The sequence below is a fragment of the Pseudomonas sp. 22490 genome (assembly GCF_052044465.1).
GTDB classification, from domain to species: domain Bacteria; phylum Pseudomonadota; class Gammaproteobacteria; order Pseudomonadales; family Pseudomonadaceae; genus Pseudomonas; species Pseudomonas aeruginosa.
This window is the reverse complement of the sequence record NZ_JBQENS010000008.1, coordinates 27,000-45,914: the sequence shown is the minus strand read 5'-3', so window position 1 is coordinate 45,914 and position 18,915 is coordinate 27,000. Positions and strand designations below refer to the sequence as shown.

At 68.6% G+C, this 18,915-nt stretch carries 18 protein-coding genes and 2 pseudogenes; 15 read left to right on the top strand and 5 right to left on the bottom strand.

Features of this window, described 5'->3' with window-relative positions; genetic code table 11:
* Nucleotides 1-3 precede the first annotated feature (3 nt).
* Nucleotides 4-588, bottom strand: coding sequence for a hypothetical protein (locus ACTJJX_RS11175; RefSeq protein ID WP_003122204.1), 585 nt, complete (start codon nt 586-588; stop codon nt 4-6).
* 35 nt (nt 589-623) lie between these two features.
* Nucleotides 624-890, bottom strand: coding sequence for a YebG family protein (locus ACTJJX_RS11170; protein ID WP_003091854.1), 267 nt, complete (start codon nt 888-890; stop codon nt 624-626).
* Nucleotides 891-1,099: 209 nt separating this feature from the next.
* On the opposite strand from ACTJJX_RS11170, the gene ACTJJX_RS11165 reads away from it, so the two are divergent.
* From ACTJJX_RS11165 to ACTJJX_RS11125, 9 genes and pseudogenes are all read left to right on the top strand, one after another.
* On the top strand, nt 1,100-1,369 hold the full coding sequence (locus tag ACTJJX_RS11165; RefSeq protein WP_003091850.1) for a DUF2790 domain-containing protein: 270 nt from the start codon (nt 1,100-1,102) through the stop codon (nt 1,367-1,369).
* Nucleotides 1,370-1,488: 119 nt separating this feature from the next.
* Nucleotides 1,489-1,708 (top strand): annotated as a pseudogene (locus tag ACTJJX_RS11160) (hypothetical protein).
* Between the two features lie 76 nt (nt 1,709-1,784).
* Nucleotides 1,785-2,300 carry an RNA polymerase sigma factor gene (locus ACTJJX_RS11155; RefSeq protein ID WP_016852594.1) on the top strand — a complete coding sequence of 172 codons (516 nt, stop codon included), beginning with the start codon at nt 1,785-1,787 and terminating at the stop codon, nt 2,298-2,300.
* A gap of 64 nt (nt 2,301-2,364) precedes the next feature.
* Complete coding sequence (locus tag ACTJJX_RS11150) at nt 2,365-3,351, top strand: FecR family protein (protein WP_003117553.1); 987 nt, start codon at nt 2,365-2,367, stop codon at nt 3,349-3,351.
* Between the two features lie 209 nt (nt 3,352-3,560).
* Complete coding sequence (gene hasR / locus ACTJJX_RS11145) at nt 3,561-6,236, top strand: heme uptake receptor HasR (protein WP_016852595.1); 2,676 nt, start codon at nt 3,561-3,563, stop codon at nt 6,234-6,236.
* 85 nt (nt 6,237-6,321) lie between these two features.
* On the top strand, nt 6,322-6,939 hold the full coding sequence (gene hasA / locus ACTJJX_RS11140) for a heme acquisition protein HasA (RefSeq protein ID WP_003091842.1): 618 nt from the start codon (nt 6,322-6,324) through the stop codon (nt 6,937-6,939).
* 217 nt (nt 6,940-7,156) lie between these two features.
* Entirely contained in the window at nt 7,157-8,947 is a 1,791-nt protein-coding gene (locus tag ACTJJX_RS11135) for a type I secretion system permease/ATPase (RefSeq protein WP_016852596.1), read from the top strand.
* The gene (locus tag ACTJJX_RS11130) at nt 8,944-10,275 is read left to right on the top strand and encodes an HlyD family type I secretion periplasmic adaptor subunit (protein WP_003098666.1); all 1,332 of its coding nucleotides are present in this window, start codon (nt 8,944-8,946) and stop codon (nt 10,273-10,275) included. Before ACTJJX_RS11135 ends, ACTJJX_RS11130 begins: the two co-directional genes overlap by 4 nt.
* Nucleotides 10,272-11,627, top strand: a complete 1,356-nt coding sequence (locus ACTJJX_RS11125; protein WP_003098667.1) for a TolC family outer membrane protein — start codon at nt 10,272-10,274, stop codon at nt 11,625-11,627. The genes ACTJJX_RS11130 and ACTJJX_RS11125 overlap by 4 nt, the downstream gene beginning before the upstream one ends.
* Here ACTJJX_RS11125 and ACTJJX_RS11120 read toward each other — a convergent pair.
* The gene (locus ACTJJX_RS11120) at nt 11,620-11,907 is read right to left on the bottom strand and encodes a DUF3509 domain-containing protein (RefSeq protein WP_003098669.1); all 288 of its coding nucleotides are present in this window, start codon (nt 11,905-11,907) and stop codon (nt 11,620-11,622) included. The two genes, ACTJJX_RS11125 and ACTJJX_RS11120, sit on opposite strands and share 8 nt — an antisense overlap.
* A gap of 174 nt (nt 11,908-12,081) precedes the next feature.
* Here ACTJJX_RS11120 and ACTJJX_RS11115 point away from each other — a divergent pair.
* The 5 genes and pseudogenes from ACTJJX_RS11115 to ACTJJX_RS11095 all read left to right on the top strand — a co-directional run.
* Nucleotides 12,082-12,558: pseudogene (locus tag ACTJJX_RS11115) on the top strand (phosphate-starvation-inducible protein PsiE); the annotation flags it as partial.
* A gap of 86 nt (nt 12,559-12,644) precedes the next feature.
* Nucleotides 12,645-13,616 carry an HlyD family secretion protein gene (locus tag ACTJJX_RS11110; protein ID WP_003091837.1) on the top strand — a complete coding sequence of 324 codons (972 nt, stop codon included), beginning with the start codon at nt 12,645-12,647 and terminating at the stop codon, nt 13,614-13,616.
* A 3-nt stretch (nt 13,617-13,619) separates the two neighbouring features.
* Entirely contained in the window at nt 13,620-14,792 is a 1,173-nt protein-coding gene (locus ACTJJX_RS11105) for an ABC transporter permease (protein WP_003098671.1), read from the top strand.
* Nucleotides 14,789-15,922, top strand: a complete 1,134-nt coding sequence (locus tag ACTJJX_RS11100; RefSeq protein WP_003098675.1) for an ABC transporter permease — start codon at nt 14,789-14,791, stop codon at nt 15,920-15,922. The genes ACTJJX_RS11105 and ACTJJX_RS11100 overlap by 4 nt, the downstream gene beginning before the upstream one ends.
* Before the next feature lie 53 nt (nt 15,923-15,975).
* On the top strand, nt 15,976-16,317 hold the full coding sequence (locus ACTJJX_RS11095; protein ID WP_003098676.1) for a YceK/YidQ family lipoprotein: 342 nt from the start codon (nt 15,976-15,978) through the stop codon (nt 16,315-16,317).
* Between the two features lies 1 nt (nt 16,318).
* On the opposite strand, the gene ACTJJX_RS11090 is transcribed toward ACTJJX_RS11095, so the two are convergent.
* Nucleotides 16,319-17,245 carry a LysR family transcriptional regulator gene (locus ACTJJX_RS11090; protein ID WP_023082211.1) on the bottom strand — a complete coding sequence of 309 codons (927 nt, stop codon included), beginning with the start codon at nt 17,243-17,245 and terminating at the stop codon, nt 16,319-16,321.
* Between the two features lie 273 nt (nt 17,246-17,518).
* Here ACTJJX_RS11090 and fpr point away from each other — a divergent pair, with 273 nt between their 5' ends.
* Nucleotides 17,519-18,295 (top strand): ferredoxin-NADP reductase, encoded by a 777-nt coding sequence (gene fpr, locus ACTJJX_RS11085; RefSeq protein ID WP_003091832.1) that lies wholly within the window; start codon nt 17,519-17,521, stop codon nt 18,293-18,295.
* A gap of 82 nt (nt 18,296-18,377) precedes the next feature.
* Here fpr and ACTJJX_RS11080 read toward each other — a convergent pair whose 3' ends face one another.
* Nucleotides 18,378-18,914 carry a nitrous oxide reductase accessory protein NosL gene (locus ACTJJX_RS11080; RefSeq protein ID WP_003091829.1) on the bottom strand — a complete coding sequence of 179 codons (537 nt, stop codon included), beginning with the start codon at nt 18,912-18,914 and terminating at the stop codon, nt 18,378-18,380.
* Nucleotide 18,915 lies beyond the last annotated feature (1 nt).

The window sequence follows — 18,915 nt, the reverse complement described above, 5'->3', positions numbered from 1 at the left end:
GACTCAGCGGCGTCGCAGGCTGGCGAGCAGTTGTTCGACGAAGGCGTCGCTGCCGGAGCTGTCGAGGTAGTGCACCTGGGGACCATCGAGCAGGTAGAGCGCGTGGTAGGGCTTGCCGGCCTGGCTGCCGCGCAGGCGATAGACCTCGGTGCCGGCCACGCGGTAGCGGCTGGCGCTGGCGCGCCGGTCGCACAGGCCGAGGGCCTGGCGCTGCGCCTGGAGACGCTCGCGCTCGGCGTCGGGCAGGCCGTCCAGCGGCAGGGCTCCGAACAGCAGGCGAACCTGTCGCGGAAGGTCGAGCCGTTCGCCCTCGTCCGCGCCCATCTCGTTGCCTTCGAGCAGGCGGTGGGCGAGGTAGTGACCCTCGGCGTAGCGGGCGATCAGCAGGTCGCCGCTGTGCAGCAGAGTGGCGGGGGCCCGTTGCAGGTCGAGTTGCAGCCTGCCGGCGCCGCCCAGGGCCAGGACCTGCGCGGCGCCGGCAGAGGCTGCCGGTGTCTCGGCGTCCGTGGCCCGGAACGGGCAGGCGAGGGCAGGGGCACCGGCGAGGCCGAGGAGGACGCACAGCAGGCCGGCAAGTTGTCGCGGCATGTTTCGGCTCCTTGCGCTTTGCTTGCAGCGGCGGCTCATTCGTCCGCGGCGTTTTCCTCGAACAGTTCGTTGAGGGCGTCCGGCTGGTTCTTGAAGGCGCGGGCGAAGGCGTCGCGGTTCTTCGCCATGAAGATGCCGAGTTCTTCCACCTGTTCCTCCTTCAGCGACGGCACCGCCTTCTGCAGCACCTCGGCCAGCGTTTCCGCCAGCTCCAGCATCTTGTCGTAACGATCGGCTTCAGCCTTGTCCATGAACAAACGCTCCTGATCCCGGCTGCTGCGGTACACCACTTCGACGGCCATTCATCACCTCTGTGCCTTCTGAGTCGGAAGGTTGCTTTGACTGGTTATTCATACAGTATATGGCGTCTTGCCGTCCGTGGATAGCGCCAGGATTGCCGGCGCATTGCCGGGGCGGTCGTCGTCTGACAGAAATGTCACGCCGGGCTCATGAGCCTGACAGTCTCCGCAGCGTAGTTTCAGGCTGAACGTTCTACCAAGGAGACATCCTCATGAGAGTGATCCCGTTGGCACTTGTCGCGCTGCTCGGCCTGGCGCCGCTGGCCCAGGCGCAGCAGCAGCCCTACGGACCCAACCCGGACTCGAAATCGCTCCGCCAGCACTACGTGGAAGGGCGCCTGGACATCGCCCGGGTGATCTACAAGACCGACCTGTGGAGCGCCTGTGGGATCGTCCCGGCGCGCCTGGTCTACGAGGACTCGCAGGGCGAGCGGCATACCGTCGAGTACAAGGCCTGGGGCAGCGGTTGCAGCGGCAATTGAGTGAACCCGGCGCGGCACGGGCCGCGCCGGGTTTTCCTCGGCTCCCGCGCTTCTGCTAAGGTTGCGCGCCTGCCGCCCGTTGCGCGGCGCATACCTTCCGCCCCGCAAGGATGCCCGGCATGCAAGACTTCGGTTTCGCCCTTCTGCTCATCGGCTACGTCTGGTCCGTGGCCAGCGGCGGTCGCCGTTCGATCCCCCTGCGCATTGCTCTGCCTGCTGCTGTTTCCGCTGGCGCAACTGGCCTTCGCCATCAACGACGCGCCGATGCGCCCGCCGCTGGCGCTGGCGGCCCTTGGCGCGGGCCTGGCCTACCTCGGCGGCGGCTCGGTGTTCGGCTGAGCCCGGCATCTCACAAGAATACGATTGAAAATCATTATCATAAAAAATATGCTGCTGCCCTTCTGAAAGGACGTGGGTGGATGCGCCGTTGGCGGAGCAGGATCTCAAGGCACTGTTTCTCAGGCATGCCCGGCAGTTGCAGTCGTATCTGTTGCGCAAGACCCGCGATCCGCACCTGGCGGCGGACCTTGCGCAGGAGAGCTTCCTGCGCCTGGCCGAGCAGCGGCACAAGGAGCCGATCGAGCATGTCGACGCCTATCTCTACCGCACCGCGCACAACCTCACCATCGACCATTACCGGCAGGAACGGCGGCGCCGCACCGAGACCCGGCCCAACGACGACCTCGCCGGGTTCGTCGCCGACCAGCCCGGCCCCGAGGAGTCCGCGGTGGATGCCGATGCGCTTGCCCGCCTGCGCGAGATAGTCGCCGAACTGCCGCCGCGCACCCGTGAGATCTTCCGTCTCAACCGTCTGGAGGGGCTGACCCATGCCGAGGTGGCGAGACGCCTGGAAGTCTCCGATAGCTCGGTGCAGAAGCACCTGACCCGCGCCCTGGCCCATGTGATGCAGGCACTCGAGGATTCCCGCTGAATGGATTACCGAGTCTTGCCGGTTCGCGCGTCTGAACCTCTATAACGACCAACGAGAGCCGCACGTGAACAGCCCCCAGGAACAACAGCAGATCCGCCAGCAGGCCGCCGAATGGGCGATCCGCCTGGACGGCGGCGACCTCGACCGGTCCCGGCGCGAAGCGCTGGACGGCTGGCTGGCGGCCGACCCCCGGCACCCGGCCGCGCTGGCGCTGGCGCAACGGACCTGGAAACAGCTGGGATCGCTGGCCGAACCGCGGACGATGGTTCAGACGCCGGTCGCCAACGCGCCGCGCCGCGCCGGGGGGCGGCGCAAGGGCTGGCGCGGCTGGGCCGCGGCGGCGGCGGTGCTGCTGGCCCTGGGCAGCGCCTGGAACGAACGCGACGCCGGCGTGAGCTGGCTGGCCGACCACGCCACCGGCAAGGGCGAGGTACGCATCCTGCGGCTGGTGGATGGCAGCGAGGTCGAGCTGGACGCACAGAGTGCCATCGATGTCGCCTACGACAGCCGCGAGCGACGGGTGCGCCTGCTCGAAGGCAGCGCGATCTTCCGCGCCGCCCCGCGTGCGGGGCGGGAGACACGGCCCTTCGTGGTGGAAAGCGCCGGCGGCAGCACTCGCGCGCTGGGTACTCGGTTCCTGGTCAGCCGCAACGAGGACGGCAGCGTCCAGGTCGGGGTGCTCGAACACCGCGTCGCGGTGGCCCTGGCGCATCCGCGCACGGGGACCGTCGGGCGCCGCGAGCTGGGCGAGGGCGAGAGCCTGCGCTACAGCGCGGAGGGCGGCGTCGAGGCGCCGCTGGGCGGTCGCCTCGACGACCTGACCAGTTGGCGGCGCGGCCTGCTGGTCTTCGACGAGCAGCCGCTGGGCGAGGTGGTGGCGCGGCTCAATCGCTACCGGCCGGGGCATTTGCTGGTGGCTCCCGGTGCGTTGGCGCAGCGGCGGGTCAGCGGGGTATTCCGGGTCGCCGACCTGGAGGCCTCGTTGCAGTCGATCAGCGATGAGCTGGGAGTGCGCAGCCTGGGCCTGGCGGGAGTGACGCTGCTGTACTGAGCGGCGCGATCGCTTCCGAGAGCCTCGACCACGGGCCGGGCAGTCGCCCCGCGCGCTTGTTCCGGCAGGGGCCGGGAAGCGCATTTTCGAGCCGTGGATCCCGCCGGCGAAAAATTTTCTCGATTTCCGTTACTGACTTTCCCTGCCTCCATCGTTCTCTTAACGAGACTGATTCTTATTACACAAAACGATGGAGTGTAGGCGCTGTCATGAAACATCGTGGATGGAGTGCCGTGCGAGGCGGTCGCAAGGGGGCGCAACTGGCCCTGGGGCTGGGCCTGGTCCTGCTGGGAACGGCCGCGCTACCGCTGCATGCGCAAGACGGGGCGGACTCGGCGAGCCAGCAGCAGACCGCGCTGCGCCGGGTCCGGCTGGACATCCCGGCACAACCGCTGAACCGCGCCCTGCTGCGATTCGCCGAGCAGGCCGGGGTCCAGGTGTTCTTCGACAGCCAGCGTTTCGCCGGTCTCGGCAGCGCGGCGGTGCACGGCGAATACGTGCTGGCCGACGGCCTGAGCCAGATGCTCCAGGGCAGCCCGGTGGAATACCGCTTCTCCGGCAAGGACCAATTGAGCCTGATCCGCGTCAGCCAGGACGACCTGGTGCAGATGTCGCCCTCGGTGATCTCCGCCGCGCGTCCGGACGACTGGGTCTACCAGACGCCGCATTCGGTCAGCGTGATCGGCCGCGAGCAGATCGAGCGCAACCCGCCGCGGCATGCCGCCGACATGCTCGAGGAAACCCCCGGGGTGTACTCCTCGGTGAGCCAGCAGGACCCCGGCCTGTCGGTGAACATCCGTGGCATCCAGGACTACGGGCGGGTCAACATGTCGGTCGACGGCATGCGCCAGAACTACCAGCAGAGCGGCCACCAGCAGCGCAACGGGACGCTCTACGTCGATCCCGAGCTGCTCAGCGAGGTGGTCATCGACAAGGGCGCCAGCTCGGCCATGGGCGGCGCCGGGGTGATCGGCGGGATCGCCAACTTCCGCACCCTGGAGGCCCGCGACCTGGTCAGGCCGGGCAAGCAGGTCGGTGGCCGGGTGCGCCTCACCAGCGGCCTGGGCGGCGACGCCAATGGCACCCACTTCATCGGCAGCGCGGCCTTCGCCATCGGCACCGAGGTCTGGGACATGCTGGTCGCCGCCAGCGAGCGCCACCTGGGCGACTACGACCCGGGGACCAAGGGCAGCATTGGCGAGCTGCGCACCGGCGCCTGGTTCAATCCCGAGGCCGGGCAGCGGGTCAAGCATTCGCCGGTGGCCTACTCCGGCTACGTGATGCGCTCGCGACTGGCCAAGCTTGGCGTCGCCCTGCCGCAGGAGCAGCGCCTGCAGTTCAGCTACCTGACCACCCAGGTGTCCTACGACGACGCCAACATGCTCAACACCGAGAACCAGGCGCTCTGGGAAAAGCTCGGCAGCAGCGACGTGCGTGCGCAGAACTTCGCCATCGACTACGGCTACGCGCCGGACAACCCGTTGGTGGACTTCAAGGCCAAGCTCTACTACGTCGACAACCGCAACCGCCAGCAGACCCTGCAACGCGGTATCACCCCCGGCTACTCGATCACCTACCAGACCGACACCTACGGCGCGCAGGCGCAGAACACCTCGACCTTCGCTCTCGACGATCTCTCCACGCTGCGCGCCAACTATGGCCTGGAGTTCTTCTACGACAAGGTGCGGCCGGACTCCAGCCAGCCGCGGGCGAGCACCTCGGCGGTCGGCTTCCCTGCGGCCGAAGGCATGACCCCCAAGGGCGACCGCGCCCTCGGTAGCCTGTTCGCCCGTCTCGACTACGACTACGACGACTGGCTCAACCTCAACGCCGGGCTGCGTTACGACCGCTACCGCCTGCGCGGCGACACCGGCTTCAACGCGCGCACCTTCATCCTTGGCACCACCCGGCAGACCGACATGCCGCTGCAATACGCCGTCGACCGCGAGGAGGGGCGCTTCTCGCCGACCTTCGGCCTGTCGGTCAAGCCCGGCGTCGACTGGTTGCAGTTGTTCGCCACCTACGGCAAGGGCTGGCGCCCGCCGGCGGTGACCGAGAGCCTGATCACCGGCCGCCCCCACGGCGGCGGCGCGGAAAACATGTACCCCAACCCGTTCCTCAGTCCGGAGCGCTCGAAGGCCTGGGAAGTCGGTTTCAACGTGCTGAAGGAGAACCTCTGGTTCAGCGACGACCGCCTGGGCCTGAAGGTCGCCTACTTCGACACCCGGGTCGACGACTTCATCTTCATGGGCATGGGCATGCAGCCGCCGGGCTACGGCATGGCCGGGATCGGCAACAGCGCCTACGTCAACAACCTCGACAGCACGCGCTTCCGTGGCGTCGAGTACCAGCTCGACTACGATGCCGGGCTGGCCTACGGGCAGCTCTCCTACACGCACATGATCGGCAGCAACGACTTCTGTTCGAAGACCGCCTGGCTCGGTGGCGTCACCCAGACGGTGAAGGGCAGCGGTCGCCGCCCGCCGGTGATCGACATGCGGCCGGACGAGCAGGCCAACGCCGCCACCCATTGCAGCGCGGTGCTCGGCTCCGCCGAACACATGCCGATGGACCGCGGCTCGCTGACCCTGGGCATGCGCTTCTTCGACCGCAGGCTGGACGTCGGCGCCCGTGCCCGCTACAGCGAAGGCTACTCGGTGGCTGGCGGCGCCACGGTGTCGCAGGCCGGCGTGTACCCGGCGGACTGGAAGGAATACACCGTCTACGACCTGTACGGCAGCTACCGGGTGAGCGATGAACTGACCCTGCGCCTGGCCATGGAGAACGTCACCGACCGCGCCTACCTGGTGCCGCTGGGCGACGTGCTGGCCTTCACCCTCGGTCGCGGGCGGACCCTGCAAGGCACCCTCGAATACCAGTTCTGACCCCCGTTTTGCCCAGTGAAGGGCAAAACCGGAGCGGGCATCCGTGCGCTCCGGCATTCACCACTCGTTGAATTGGAGTTTTGGCATGAGCATTTCGATTTCCTACAGCACCACCTACAGCGGCTGGACCGTAGCGGATTACCTGGCGGACTGGTCGGCCTACTTCGGCGACGTCAACCATCGTCCGGGCCAGGTGGTGGACGGCAGCAATACCGGCGGCTTCAACCCCGGTCCGTTCGACGGCAGCCAGTACGCGCTGAAGAGCACCGCCAGCGACGCGGCCTTCATCGCCGGCGGCGACCTCCACTACACCCTGTTCAGCAACCCCAGCCACACCCTGTGGGGCAAGCTGGACAGCATCGCCCTCGGCGACACCCTGACCGGCGGCGCCTCCAGCGGTGGCTACGCCCTGGACAGCCAGGAGGTGAGCTTCAGCAACCTGGGCCTGGATTCGCCGATCGCCCAGGGCCGCGACGGCACCGTGCACAAGGTGGTCTACGGCCTGATGAGCGGTGACAGCAGCGCCCTGCAGGGGCAGATCGACGCGCTGCTGAAAGCGGTCGACCCGAGCCTGTCGATCAACTCCACCTTCGACCAGTTGGCCGCGGCCGGCGTCGCCCATGCCACCCCGGCTGCGGCAGCGGCGGAAATCGGCGTGGTCGGCGTGCAGGAGCTGCCGCACGACCTGGCCCTGGCGGCCTGAGCAACTGTCCACGATAGCGTTCGTGGACTGCTTGCGCTAAAGGCCGGAGAGGAGTTGGCGCTCCTCTCCGGCGCACGAACCGCCGTCGCTGCGCCTCGCACCCGTGGCGACGGCGGCCCCCGGATTGTTCCTCCGCCGGCCGTGCCCGGCAAGTGGAGACTGCCGCAATGTCCTCCGGGCCCGCTCGCGGCCCGGACACCCACAGGACCCGACTCCGATGAAGCTCCGGCCGGCCTCGCCGCGCAATGAAATCCTCGCCACCCTCGGCCGCTTCCGCCCGGCGCTGCGCAGCGTCGCGCTGTTCACCGCGGTGATCAACCTGCTGATGCTGGCGCCGTCGCTGTACATGCTGCAGGTCTACGACCGGGTGCTCGGCTCCGGCAACCACATGACCCTGCTGATGCTGACCCTCATGGTGCTCGGCCTCTACCTGCTGCTCGGCGCCCTGGAGTGGGTGCGCAGCCTGGTGGTGATCCGCCTTGGCGGCCAGCTCGACATGCAACTCAACCAGCGCATCTACGACGCCTCGTTCCGCGCCAGCCTGGAGCGCGGCGAGCAGGCCGTCGGGCAGGCGCTGAACGACCTGACCAGCCTGCGCCAGTTCCTCACCGGCAACGCCCTGTTCGCCTTCTTCGACGCGCCCTGGTTCCCGCTCTACCTGCTGGTGATCTTCCTCTTCAGTCCCTGGCTCGGCCTGCTCGCCCTGGTTGGGGCGCTGCTGCTGGTGCTGCTTGCCTGGGTCAACGAAAGCCGCTCGCGCGAACCGCTGGCCGAGGCCGGGCAACTGTCGATCCTCGCCACCCAGCAGGCCTCGGCCAACCTGCGCCAGGCGGAAACCCTGGCGGCAATGGGCATGTTGCCGGCCATGCGCGCGCGCTGGTTCGCCCAGCACCAGGCCTTCCTTGCCCGGCAGAACCTCGGCAGCGAGCGCAGCGCGGCGATCGGCGCGACCTCCAAGGGCGTGCGCCTGGCCCAGCAGTCGCTGGTGCTCGGCCTCGGCGCCTGGCTGGCGGTGGAAGGCCTGATCACCCCGGGGATGATGATCGCCGGCTCGATCCTGATGGGCCGCGTGCTCAGCCCCATCGACCAGTTGATCGCGGTCTGGCGCCAGTGGAGCGGCGCGCGGCAGGCCTACCAGCGACTGGCGCGGCTGCTCGAGGAGAATCCGCCGGCCGCCCTAGGCATGCCGCTACCGGCGCCGCGCGGCGCGTTGCGCGTCGAGCGGCTCTGCGCGGCCGCGCCGGGACGCGAGCAGGCATTGTTGCAGGACCTCGGTTTCGCCCTGGAGCCTGGCGAAGCGCTCGGCGTGATCGGGCCGTCCGGTTCCGGCAAGTCGACCCTGGCGCGCTTGCTGGTGGGCGCCTGGCAGCCGCTGTCCGGCGCGGTGCGCCTGGACGGCGCCGACCTGCGGCAGTGGAGTGCGGCGGCACTGGGGCCGCACATCGGCTACCTGGCCCAGGACGTGCAACTGTTCGCCGGCAGCATCGCCGAGAACATCGCGCGCTTCGCCGAGGTGGATGCCGAGAAGGTGGTGGCGGCGGCGCGCCTGGCCGGCGTGCACGACCTGGTGCTGCGCCTGCCGCAGGGCTACGACACGCGCCTTGGCGACGGCGGCGCCGGACTCTCCGGCGGCCAGCGCCAGCGCATCGGCCTGGCCCGCGCGCTGTACGGGCGACCGGCGCTGATCGTGCTCGACGAACCCAATGCCAGCCTCGACGAGGCGGGTGAGGCGGCCCTGGCCGAGGCCATCGCGGCGATGCGCCGGCACGGCAGCAGCCTGGTGCTGGTCACCCACAAGCCGGCGGTGCTGGCGCTGACCGACAAGCTGTTGTTGCTGCATGGCGGGCGCCTGCAGCGTTTCGGCGCGACCGCCGAGGTGCTTGCCAGCGCCTCGCCGCCGGCCGCTGCGGCCCCGGCGCCGACACGGCCGACGCCGGCGTTCGGTTTCGGCTACCGGCCGGGACCGGGGATGCCGGTCGGCGGTGTGCCGGGAGGAGCGGCGCGATGAGCGGGCAGGCGCGGTTGCGCGAAGTCGGCGCCGGCGGCGCGGCGCTGGAACTGGACGAGAAGCGTTTTTCCCGGCTCGGCTGGGGGCTGGTGCTGCTCGGCTTCGTCGGCTTTCTCCTGTGGGCCGGGTTGGCCCCGCTGGACAAGGGTGTCGGGGTCTCCGGCACGGTGATGGTGGCCGGTAGCCGCAAGGCCGTGCAGCACCCTACCGGCGGCCTGGTCAGGCACATCCGCGTGCACGAAGGCGAGCGGGTTGAGGCAGGACAGGTGCTGCTGGAGATGGACGCTACCCAGGCCCGGGCCCAGGCCGATGGCCTGTTCGCCCAGTACCTGGCGGCGCTGGCGAGTCTGGCGCGGCTGAGCGCCGAGCGCGATGAAAAGGCGCGGATCGAGTTTCCCGCCGAGCTGCTGGCGCTGGACGACCCGCGCCTGCCGACCTTGCTGGAACAGCAGCGGCAGTTGCACGACAGCCGTCGGCGGGCGCTGCGCCTGGAACTCGATGGTCTCGCCGAGACGGTCGCCGGCAGCCAGGCGCAACTGGACGGCCTGCAAGCCGCGCTGCGCAGCAAGGAGCAGCAGCGCGCCGCCCTCGAGGAACAGTTGCGCGGCCTGCGCCAACTGGCCAGCGAGGGCTACGTGCCGCGCAACCGCCTGCTCGACAGCGAGCGCCTGCTGGCCCAGGTCAACGGCGAGATCGCCGGCGACCTCGGCAGCCTCGGCAGTACCCGCCGGCAGATCCTCGAACTGCGCCTGCGCATGGCCCAGCGGCGGGAGAAGTTCCAGGAAGAGGTGCGCGCCAGCCTGGCCGACGCCCAGGTGCGCGCCGAGGAGTTGCGCAATCGCCTGGCCAGCGCGCGCTTCGACCTGGCCAACAGCGAGGTACGGGCGCCGGTCGCCGGCCTGGTGGTCGGCCAGGAAGTGTTCACCGAGGGCGGCGTGATCGCGCCCGGCCAGCAACTGATGGAAATCCTCCCGGAGCGCCAGCCGCTGCTGGTGGACGCTCGGCTGCCGGTGGAGATGGTCGACAAGGTCCGCGTCGGCCTGCCGGTGGAGCTGATGTTCAGCGCCTTCAACCAGAGCACTACGCCGCGGGTGGAGGGCGAAGTGACCCTGGTTTCGGCCGACCGCCTGCTGGACGAGCGCAGCGAGGCGCCGTACTACCGGGTGCGCATCCGCGTAGGGGAGGAGGGCGTACGTCGCCTGGCCGGCCTGGAGATCCGCCCGGGGATGCCGGTGGAGGCCTTCGTCCGCAGCGGCGAGCGCTCGCTGCTGAACTACCTGTTCAAGCCGCTGGCCGACCGTACCCACCTGGCGCTGGGGGAAGAATGAATCGCCTGCGAGCCTGCCTGCTGTCCTCCGTGCTGCTTTCGGCCTCTTCGGCCCAGGCGCTGGGCCTGCTGGACGCCTACCAACTGGCGGTGCGCCACGACCCGACCTTCCAGGCGGCGCTCCACGAGCGCCGCGCTGGCAGCGAAAACCGCGCCATCGGCCGTGCCGGCCTGCTGCCGAGCCTGCGCTACGACTACAACAAGGCGCGCAACGACTCCACCGTCAGCCAGGGCGACGCCCGCGTCGAGCGCGACTATCGCAGCTACGCCTCGACCCTCAGCCTGGAGCAGCCGCTGTTCGACTACGAGGCCTACGCGCGCTACCGCCAGGGCGAGGCCCAGGCGCTGTTCGCCGACGAACAGTTCCGCGGGCGCAGCCAGGAGCTGGCGGTGCGCCTGTTCGCCGCCTACAGCGAAACCCTGTTCGCCCGCGAGCAGGTGCTCCTGGCCGAGGCCCAGCGGCGCGCCCTGGAAACCCAGCTGGCGTTCAACCAGCGTGCCTTCGAGGAAGGCGAGGGCACCCGCACCGACCTGCTGGAGACCCGCGCCCGGCTGAGCCTGACCCGCGCCGAGGAGATCGCCGCCGGCGATCGTGCGGCGGCGGCGCGGCGTACGCTGGAAGCGATGCTCGGGCAGGCACTGGAGGATCGCGAACTGGCCGCGCCCATCGAGCGTTTCCCGGCGTTGCGCCTGCAACCGGCGACCTTCGAGGGCTGGCGCCAGGTGGCCCTGCAACGCAGCGCCGAGCTGGGCGCCCAGCGCTATGCGCTGGAGGCGGCGGCCTACGAGGTGGAGCGCAATCGTGCCGGCCACCTGCCCAGGCTCAGCCTCTACGCCAGCAGCAGCAAGACGCACTCGGCTTCGGAAAGCACCTACGAGCAGAAATACGACACCGACAGTGTCGGCCTGCGTCTCAGCCTGCCGCTGTTCGAGGGCGGGCGGGTGTCGGCGGCGACCCGCCAGGCCGGCGACAAGTACGCCCAGGCCCAGGCCGAGCTGGATGCCCAGGTGGCCAGTGTGATCAATGACCTGCACAGCCAGTTCGACCTGACCGCCAGCAGCCTGGCCAAGGTGCGTGCCTATGAGATGGCGGTGGCGGCGGCGCGCGAACAGGTGACGGCGACGCGGCGCAGCGTCGCCGGCGGGGAGCGGGTCAATCGCGACGTGCTGGACGCCGAACAGCAGTTCTACGGCGCCCGCCGCGACCTGGCGGAAGCGCGCTACGCCTACCTCAACGCCTGGCTGCGCCTGCGCCAGCTGGCGGGGGTGCTGGAAGACCGCGACCTGGCGGTGCTGGCCGCCTATTTCGGCGCCGGCGAAGGACGCGCGCAGGTCGCCGCTGCCATCAGATAGCTATCGGCCAGCGTGCCTTGCCTTGGGTCATCTCCTGCAACAGTTGCGGCGCGCTGGTGCCGTTTTCGATGGCGATGCCGAAGCGGATGCTCTCGATCATCCGCTGCAACTGTTCCAGGTCATGCAGTTGCGCCGGTCGGATCAGGCGCTTGGCGGCGACCCCGCGTTCGTTGGAGAGGGTGAGGACGATGCTGCCGTCCGGCCGCTCCAGGCTGAGGTTGACCCGGTACTCGGCCTGGAAGGCCTCGGTGAGGAGCTGGAAAGGGCTGCTGTCGGTCATGGCGGACCACCTGAATGCTGTCGTGCTGGTTGGGACTGGGTGCCGCCCGGAAAGTTCTTTGTCACCGCCGGGCTGTACCCTGCGCCGACGTGCGGACGTCTATCTGCGCACGTGCCTTGGCCTGGGCCTTGCACGCTTCGGGCCAGGTGGCCGTCGTCTTTGTCGGGAGAAGCTATGAAACAGAATTGGGCCGAGCGCCTGCGCGCAAGTATGCACCACCAGGCGGAGAGCCTCGGCAACCTGCTGGTGGAGGCGTTCCACTACCTGGCCCTGTTCGCCATCGGCGCCACGGTGTTCTGGGCGGCGGGCGCGGCCTTCCTGGGGATGGTGAACAAGGGGCATGCGTCGATCGACGACATCCTCCTGCTGTTCATCTACCTCGAGCTGGGCGCGATGGTCGGTATCTACTTCAAGACCAACCACATGCCGGTACGCTTCCTGATCTACGTGGCGATGACCGCGCTGACCCGCCTGATGATCGCCGACATCCAGCACAACCATACGCCGGACGATGGCATCATCCTGGTCTCGGTGGCGTTGCTCCTGCTGGCGCTGGCGATCCTGGTGGTGCGCTTCGCCTCGGCGCGCTTCCCTTCGGCGAAGTCCGACGGCGCCGCCGCGCGGCGGGTGGCGAGCGAGGACGCCGAAGGGGNNNNCGCTTCCGCCCGGCGCGCCGGCCAGCGCAACGGCCTGGCAATGTACTACCATCGCCCGGTCGTGTTCAGGAAGCCTGCCCCATGAAGGGATGGAAACTCTTTACCCCGTTGCTGATCCTCGCGATCGTCGCCATCACCCTCTACCTGCGCCTGCACAATCCGCCCCTGCTGTTGCAGGGCGAGGCGGACGCCACCAACGTCATCGTTTCCTCCAAGGCCAAGGGCCGGGTCCAGGTGCTGCACGTGCGGCGCGGCGACGAGGTGAAGCAGGGCGACCTGCTGATCAGCCTCGACAGCCCCGAGCTGGAAGCCCAGCTCGATGCCCTGCACGCGGCGCGCAACCAGGCCCAGGCGCAGCTCGACGAGTCGCTCCACGGTACCCGCGAGGAGAGCATCCGCGCGCTCAAGGCCAGCCTGGCACAGGCCGAGGCCGAGTTGCGCAACGCCGAGTCGGATTTCCAGCGCAACCAGCAGATGGTCGAGCGCGGCTTCCTCTCGCGGACCCAGTTCGACCTCTCGCGGCGTGAGCGCGATGTCGCCCGCGACCGCGTCGCCGAGGCGCGGGCCAATCTCGACGAAGGCCTCAAGGGCGACCGCGAGGAGCGCCGCCAGGCGTTGCAGGCCGCGGTGCGCCGGGCCGACGCGCAGATCGCCGAGCTTCAGGCGCAGATCGACGACCTGCAGGTGCGCGCGCCGGTCAACGGCGAGGTCGGGCCGATCCCCGCCGAACAGGGCGAACTGATCAACGCCTACAGTCCGCTGCTGACGCTGGTGCGGCTGGACGACAGCTACTTCGTCTTCAACCTGCGCGAGGACATCCTGGCCAAGGTGCGCAAGGGCGACCGCATCGTCATGCAGGTGCCCGGCCTGGGCGGCGCCGAGGTCGAGACCGAGCTGCGCTACATCGCCCCGCTGGGCGATTTCTCGACCAGGCGCGCGACCCGCGCCACCGGCGATTTCGACCTGAAGACCTTCGAGACCCGCTTCTACCCGTTGCAGCCGACACCCGGCCTGCGCCCGGGCATGAGCGCGTTGTGGCGCTGGACGAACTGAGCGATGGCGTGGGCCGCGCTGAAGCGCAACGCCAGCCGTTTCGTCCAGGCGTTCAACACCGAGACGCGGATCGCCTGCCGCAGCTGGACCATCCACTGGCTCGGCTGGTGCTGGCCGCTGCTGCTGTTCGGCGTGATCAGCGGCGTCTACCAGGCCGGTACCCTGCTGGACATGCCGCTGGCGGTGATCGACAAGGACCATAGCCAACTGTCGCGCAAGTTGATCCGCGAACTCGACGCGACCTCCCACGCCCAGGTGATTACCGTTCCCGCCGGCGTCCAGGAGGGGCTCGACGCGATCCGTCGGGCCGATGCCTACGCCTTGCTCTACATCCCGCCGGACTTCGAGGCCGACGTGCTCGGCGGGCGCGCGCCGAAGGCCGAGCTGTACTACAACGCGCTGCTGTATTCGGCCGGCTATGCCGCCACCCAGGACTTCTCGGCGCTGGTCGCCAGCCTCAACGGCGAATTGCGTCCGCGCCTGGCCGCCGGGATGCCGGCGGCGCTGCCGCACCTGGCGAGCATCAGCGTGTCCTACGACAGCCTGTTCAATGCCAGCGGCAACTACATCTATTACCAGCAGTTCGCCGCCATCGTGCACCTGCTACAGCTGTTCGTGATCGTCACCATGGTCCATGTGCTGGCCCGCGAGGCGCCGGAACTGCGCGCCTCCTCGCCGCACATCCTGCGGGCCAAGGCCCTCGGCGTACGCCTGGTGGGCAAACTGGCGCCCTACACACTGCTGTTCACCGCGCTGCTGATGCTGGAAATCTTCCTGCTGGTGGCGTTCTCCGGCGCGCGCATCAACGGCAGCCCGCTGGCGATGCTGATGATCACGCTGTTCTACGTGATTGCCGCGCAGAGCGTCGGGTTGGTGCTGTTCGTCTTCACCGCCAACCGCTTCACCGCCTATTCGCTGGTGGGCATGCTGATCGGCGTTGCCCAGACCTACTCGGGAGTGCTGATCCCGGAACTGGCGATGCCGACCCTGGCGCGGGTGATCGCCGAGGCCGAGCCGCTGACCCACACCCTGCACGGCCTGTTCGACCAGTTCCTGCGCCAGGCGCCGCCCAGTTCGGCGCTCTACACCTGCGCCAAGCTGGCGCTGTACCCGCTGATCGCCTACATGATCGCCAAGATGCGCCTGCGCAGCCGCCTGGACCTGAGCCCGATATGAAGAACTACCTGCAGATCCTCCGGGAAACCCTGAAGGCCATGCTGTCCAAGCCGATGTGGCTGATGGTCGTGGCCTCGGTGTGCATCACCTCGCTGCCGTACATGAACCACACCGCCCTCGACCTGCCGGTGGCGGTGGTCGACGAGGACCACAGCGACGTGTCGCGCGAGCTGGTCCGGCTGCTCGATTCGGCGCCGAAGGTCGCCGTGGTCGGCTACGACAGCCTGCCGCAGGCCAAGCGCGACCTGGCCTGGCGCGAGCTGTATGCGATCATCGTGATCCCGCTGAACTTCGAGAAGCGCCTGCTGCGCGGCGAGGCGCTGGTGATCCCGTACTTCGGCGATGCCACCAACCGCATGGCCAACGGCCAGATCCAGCAGGACATCTCGGCGGTCTACAGCGCGCTGACCAACCGCTACAACGCTGCCCTGCTGGAACGCGAAGGCTTCACCGCGACCCAGGCGCAGGTGGTGCTGAGCCCGCTGGTAGGGCAATTGACCGACCTGTTCAACCCCGGCATCAGCTTCGCCGCCATCGTCCTTCCGGGGTTGCTGTCGCTGATCCTGCAACACAGCCTGCTGCTCGGCTGCACCCGCGGCAACATCATGCTGCGCGGCGGCACCCCGCGCTACATGCGCCAGCCGCTGTCGACCCGCTTCGGCCGCTACAGCGCGCAACTGCTGATCTGGACCGTGCTGGCGATGCTCTTCTACGTGATCTGGCCGCACCTGCTGGGCTATCGCCAGTCGGCCTCGTTCTTCATGCTGCTGGGGATCGTCCTGCCGTTCCTGATCGCGGTGATCGCCCTCAGCGAGTTCATCGCCGAGCTGCTGCCCACCGAGGAATCGGTGTACCTGACCATGACCTTCATCACCCTGCCGCTGTTCTACATGGCCGGCTACAGCTGGCCGGAACAGGCCATGCCGGACTGGGTACGCTGGCTGGCCGACGCGATCCCCTCGACCTGGGCGATTCGCGCCATCGCCGAGATGAACCAGATGGACCTGCCGCTGCGCGAAGTCAGCGACCATGCCCTGGTGCTGCTGGGCATGGCCGCCACCTATGCGTTGCTGGGTACGCTGCTGTACCAGTACCGCAACTGGCGCTGGGACAACGTCAAGGGTTGGTGAAGCAGCGCAAGGCCGGCCATACTCGGCTGGCGTTCGCACAGGGAGATGAAGGAATGTTTCGTTCGGGGCTTTCTTTGCTGGTGCTTCTGGGGCTCGCCACGCTCGGCGGGTGCGGTTCCGTCAACACGCTGGTGCGCGACGACGCCAGCGCCGCCCACGACCTGCGCCTGAAGGCGACCGCCTGCACCAGCCTGCCGCGGGTGTACAGCGGGGTCAGCTACACCTTCTGCCGGCTCAACGTGAAGACCGGGTCGCCGGTGGCGCCGGCGCAAGCCGACGGCATCCTCGAGGTGCTGGCCCTCGACTTCGCGCTGTCCGGGGTGATCGACACCCTCGCGCTGCCCTATACCTCGTACCGCCAGTACCGCGACGGCAACCTGTCCCTGGCCAACTGAGTCAGGGAATCAGCGGCAGCACGATCTCGTCGCTGCGGCTGATCCCGGCGGTCTCGCTGCGGCACAGGTCGAGGAACTCGCGCATGGTCGCGGTCTGGTACTTCTGCTTGTGCCAGATGAAGTAGAACTGCCGGCGCAGGTCCAGGCCGGGCGTTTCCACCGGCACCAGGCTGCCGCGGCGGAAAGCGTCGCGCAGGGCCAGGCGGGAAATGCAGCCGATGCCCAGGCCGGACTCCACGGCACGCTTGATCGCCTCGGTGTGCTCCAGCTCCAGGCGGATGTTCAGCGGCCGCGGGTGATGACGCATGGCCTGGTCGAAGGTCAGGCGGGTGCCGGAGCCCTGCTCGCGGAGGATCCAGGCCTCCCGCGTCAGCCGTTCCAGGTCGGCGCCGCCCCGCCGCGTCAGCGGATGCTGGGGGGCGCAGAACACCACCAGTTCGTCCTCCATCCAGGGTTGCACCTCGATGTCCGGATGCCGGCAGTCGCCCTCGATCAGGCCCAGGTCCAGCTCGTAGTGGGCGACCTGCTGCACCACCTGGGCGGTGTTGTGCACGTGCAGGCGCACCCGGCAGTCCGGCTGGCGCTGCATGAAGGCGCCGATCAGCAGCGTGGCCAGGTAGTTGCCGATGGTCAGGGTGGCACCGAGGTCGAGGGAGCCGAAGGCGGTCTTGCCGTTGAGCAGGTTCTCGATTTCCTCGCCGCGGTCGAGCAGCGCCACCGCCTGCGGCAGCAGTTGGCGGCCGAGGGCATTGAGGGTCAGGCGCTTGCCGGCGCGGTCGAACAGCTTGCAGTCGAACTGCCGCTCCAGCTCGCCGAGCGAGGTGCTGGTCGCCGACTGCGACAGCGACAGCCCCTCGGCGGCACGGGAGACGCTCTCCTGCTGGGCCACGGCGACGAACACCTCGAGCTGGCGGAGGGTGAATTTCATCCAGGCTTCCTCGTCTAGAGCGAAAGGCCCCGCGACATTTTGCCGTTCCGTCGGCGGGGTTGGCTCGGTTATCCTTGCGCCCCGTCCGCGGGAGCGATGGGAGCCCTCGGCGGCCGGCGGCCGACCGATATCGTGTTATCCCATATCCATATTCTGGATAAGCATTATCCAGACAATTCATTTTGCGGATATTTTGGCAACCGATAAAATGCCGCGCAACTGCGTCACGTCTGCTGCTGTTGGTGTGCGCCCGCGTTTTCCTAGGAGTCTTTGATGAGCAATCTGTACACCGAGCGCGTTCTCAGCGTGCACCACTGGAACGACACCCTGTTCAGCTTCAAGACCACCCGCAACCCGGGTCTGCGCTTCAAGACCGGCCAGTTCGTGATGATCGGCCTGGAAGTCGACGGTCGTCCGCTGATGCGCGCCTACAGCATTGCCAGCCCGAACTACGAAGAGCACCTGGAGTTCTTCAGCATCAAGGTCCCGGACGGCCCGCTGACCTCGCGCCTGCAGCACCTGAAGGAAGGCGACGAGCTGATGGTCAGCCGCAAGCCGACCGGCACCCTGGTGCACGACGACCTGCTGCCCGGCAAGCACCTCTACCTGCTCAGCACCGGCACCGGCATGGCGCCCTTCCTCAGCGTGATCCAGGACCCGGAAACCTACGAGCGCTACGAGAAGGTGATCCTGGTCCACGGCGTGCGCTGGGTCAGCGAACTGGCCTACGCCGACTTCATCACCAAGGTCCTGCCGGAACACGAGTACTTCGGCGACCAGGTGAAAGAGAAGCTGATCTACTACCCGCTGGTGACCCGGGAGCCGTTCCGCAACCAGGGCCGCCAGACCGACCTGATGCGCAGCGGCAAGCTGTTCGAGGACATCGGCCTGCCGCCGATGAACCCGCAGGACGACCGTGCGATGATCTGTGGCAGCCCGAGCATGCTGGAAGAGACCAGCGCCGTGCTCGATAGCTTCGGCCTGAAGATCTCGCCGCGCATGGGCGAGCCGGGCGACTACCTGATCGAGCGCGCCTTCGTCGAGAAGTAGGCCTCCGCCGCGCCTCGTCGCACCAGGCGAAGAAAGCCCCTGCCGTATCCGCGGCAGGGGCTTTCTGCTTTCCGGCCCCCGCTCAGTGCGCCGGGTGCCGGTGCGGGTGGTCGCCGCCCACGCCTTGCAGCACCGCCTGGTCGATCTCGTCGAAGCGCAGTACCCGGCCGCCTTCCTCGGCCGCCAGGCGCGTCGCGGCCTCTTCGTCGGCGAACGAGGCGAGGGTGGCGCCCATGCCGCCCGGCCGCTGGATGCCGACCACGTAGTAGGCGCGGGTGGCGTCGATCAGGCGGGCATCGTCGGGGTGCCGCCAGTCTGCCTGGCTCATGTCGTGGACATACAGGCGCGCCTGGCCCTGGCGGTTTTCCGGTTGCAGCCACCAGCCGAACAGTTCGGCGGTGGAGCAGAACTTGCGCACCGCGCCGGGAAGCACCGCCTCGCCCTTGGGACCGGGCATTTCCTCGATGAGCATGCCGCAGACGTGGCATTCGTCGCCGCTGGCGATCGGCACCGGGCCGAGTGCCGTGGCGTCGTCCCGCGACGCATCGCAGCCGGCCAGCAGCAGGCCGAGCAGGAGCGTGCCGAGCAGAGGGCGCAGGGGGAGGGTATGACGTTGCATG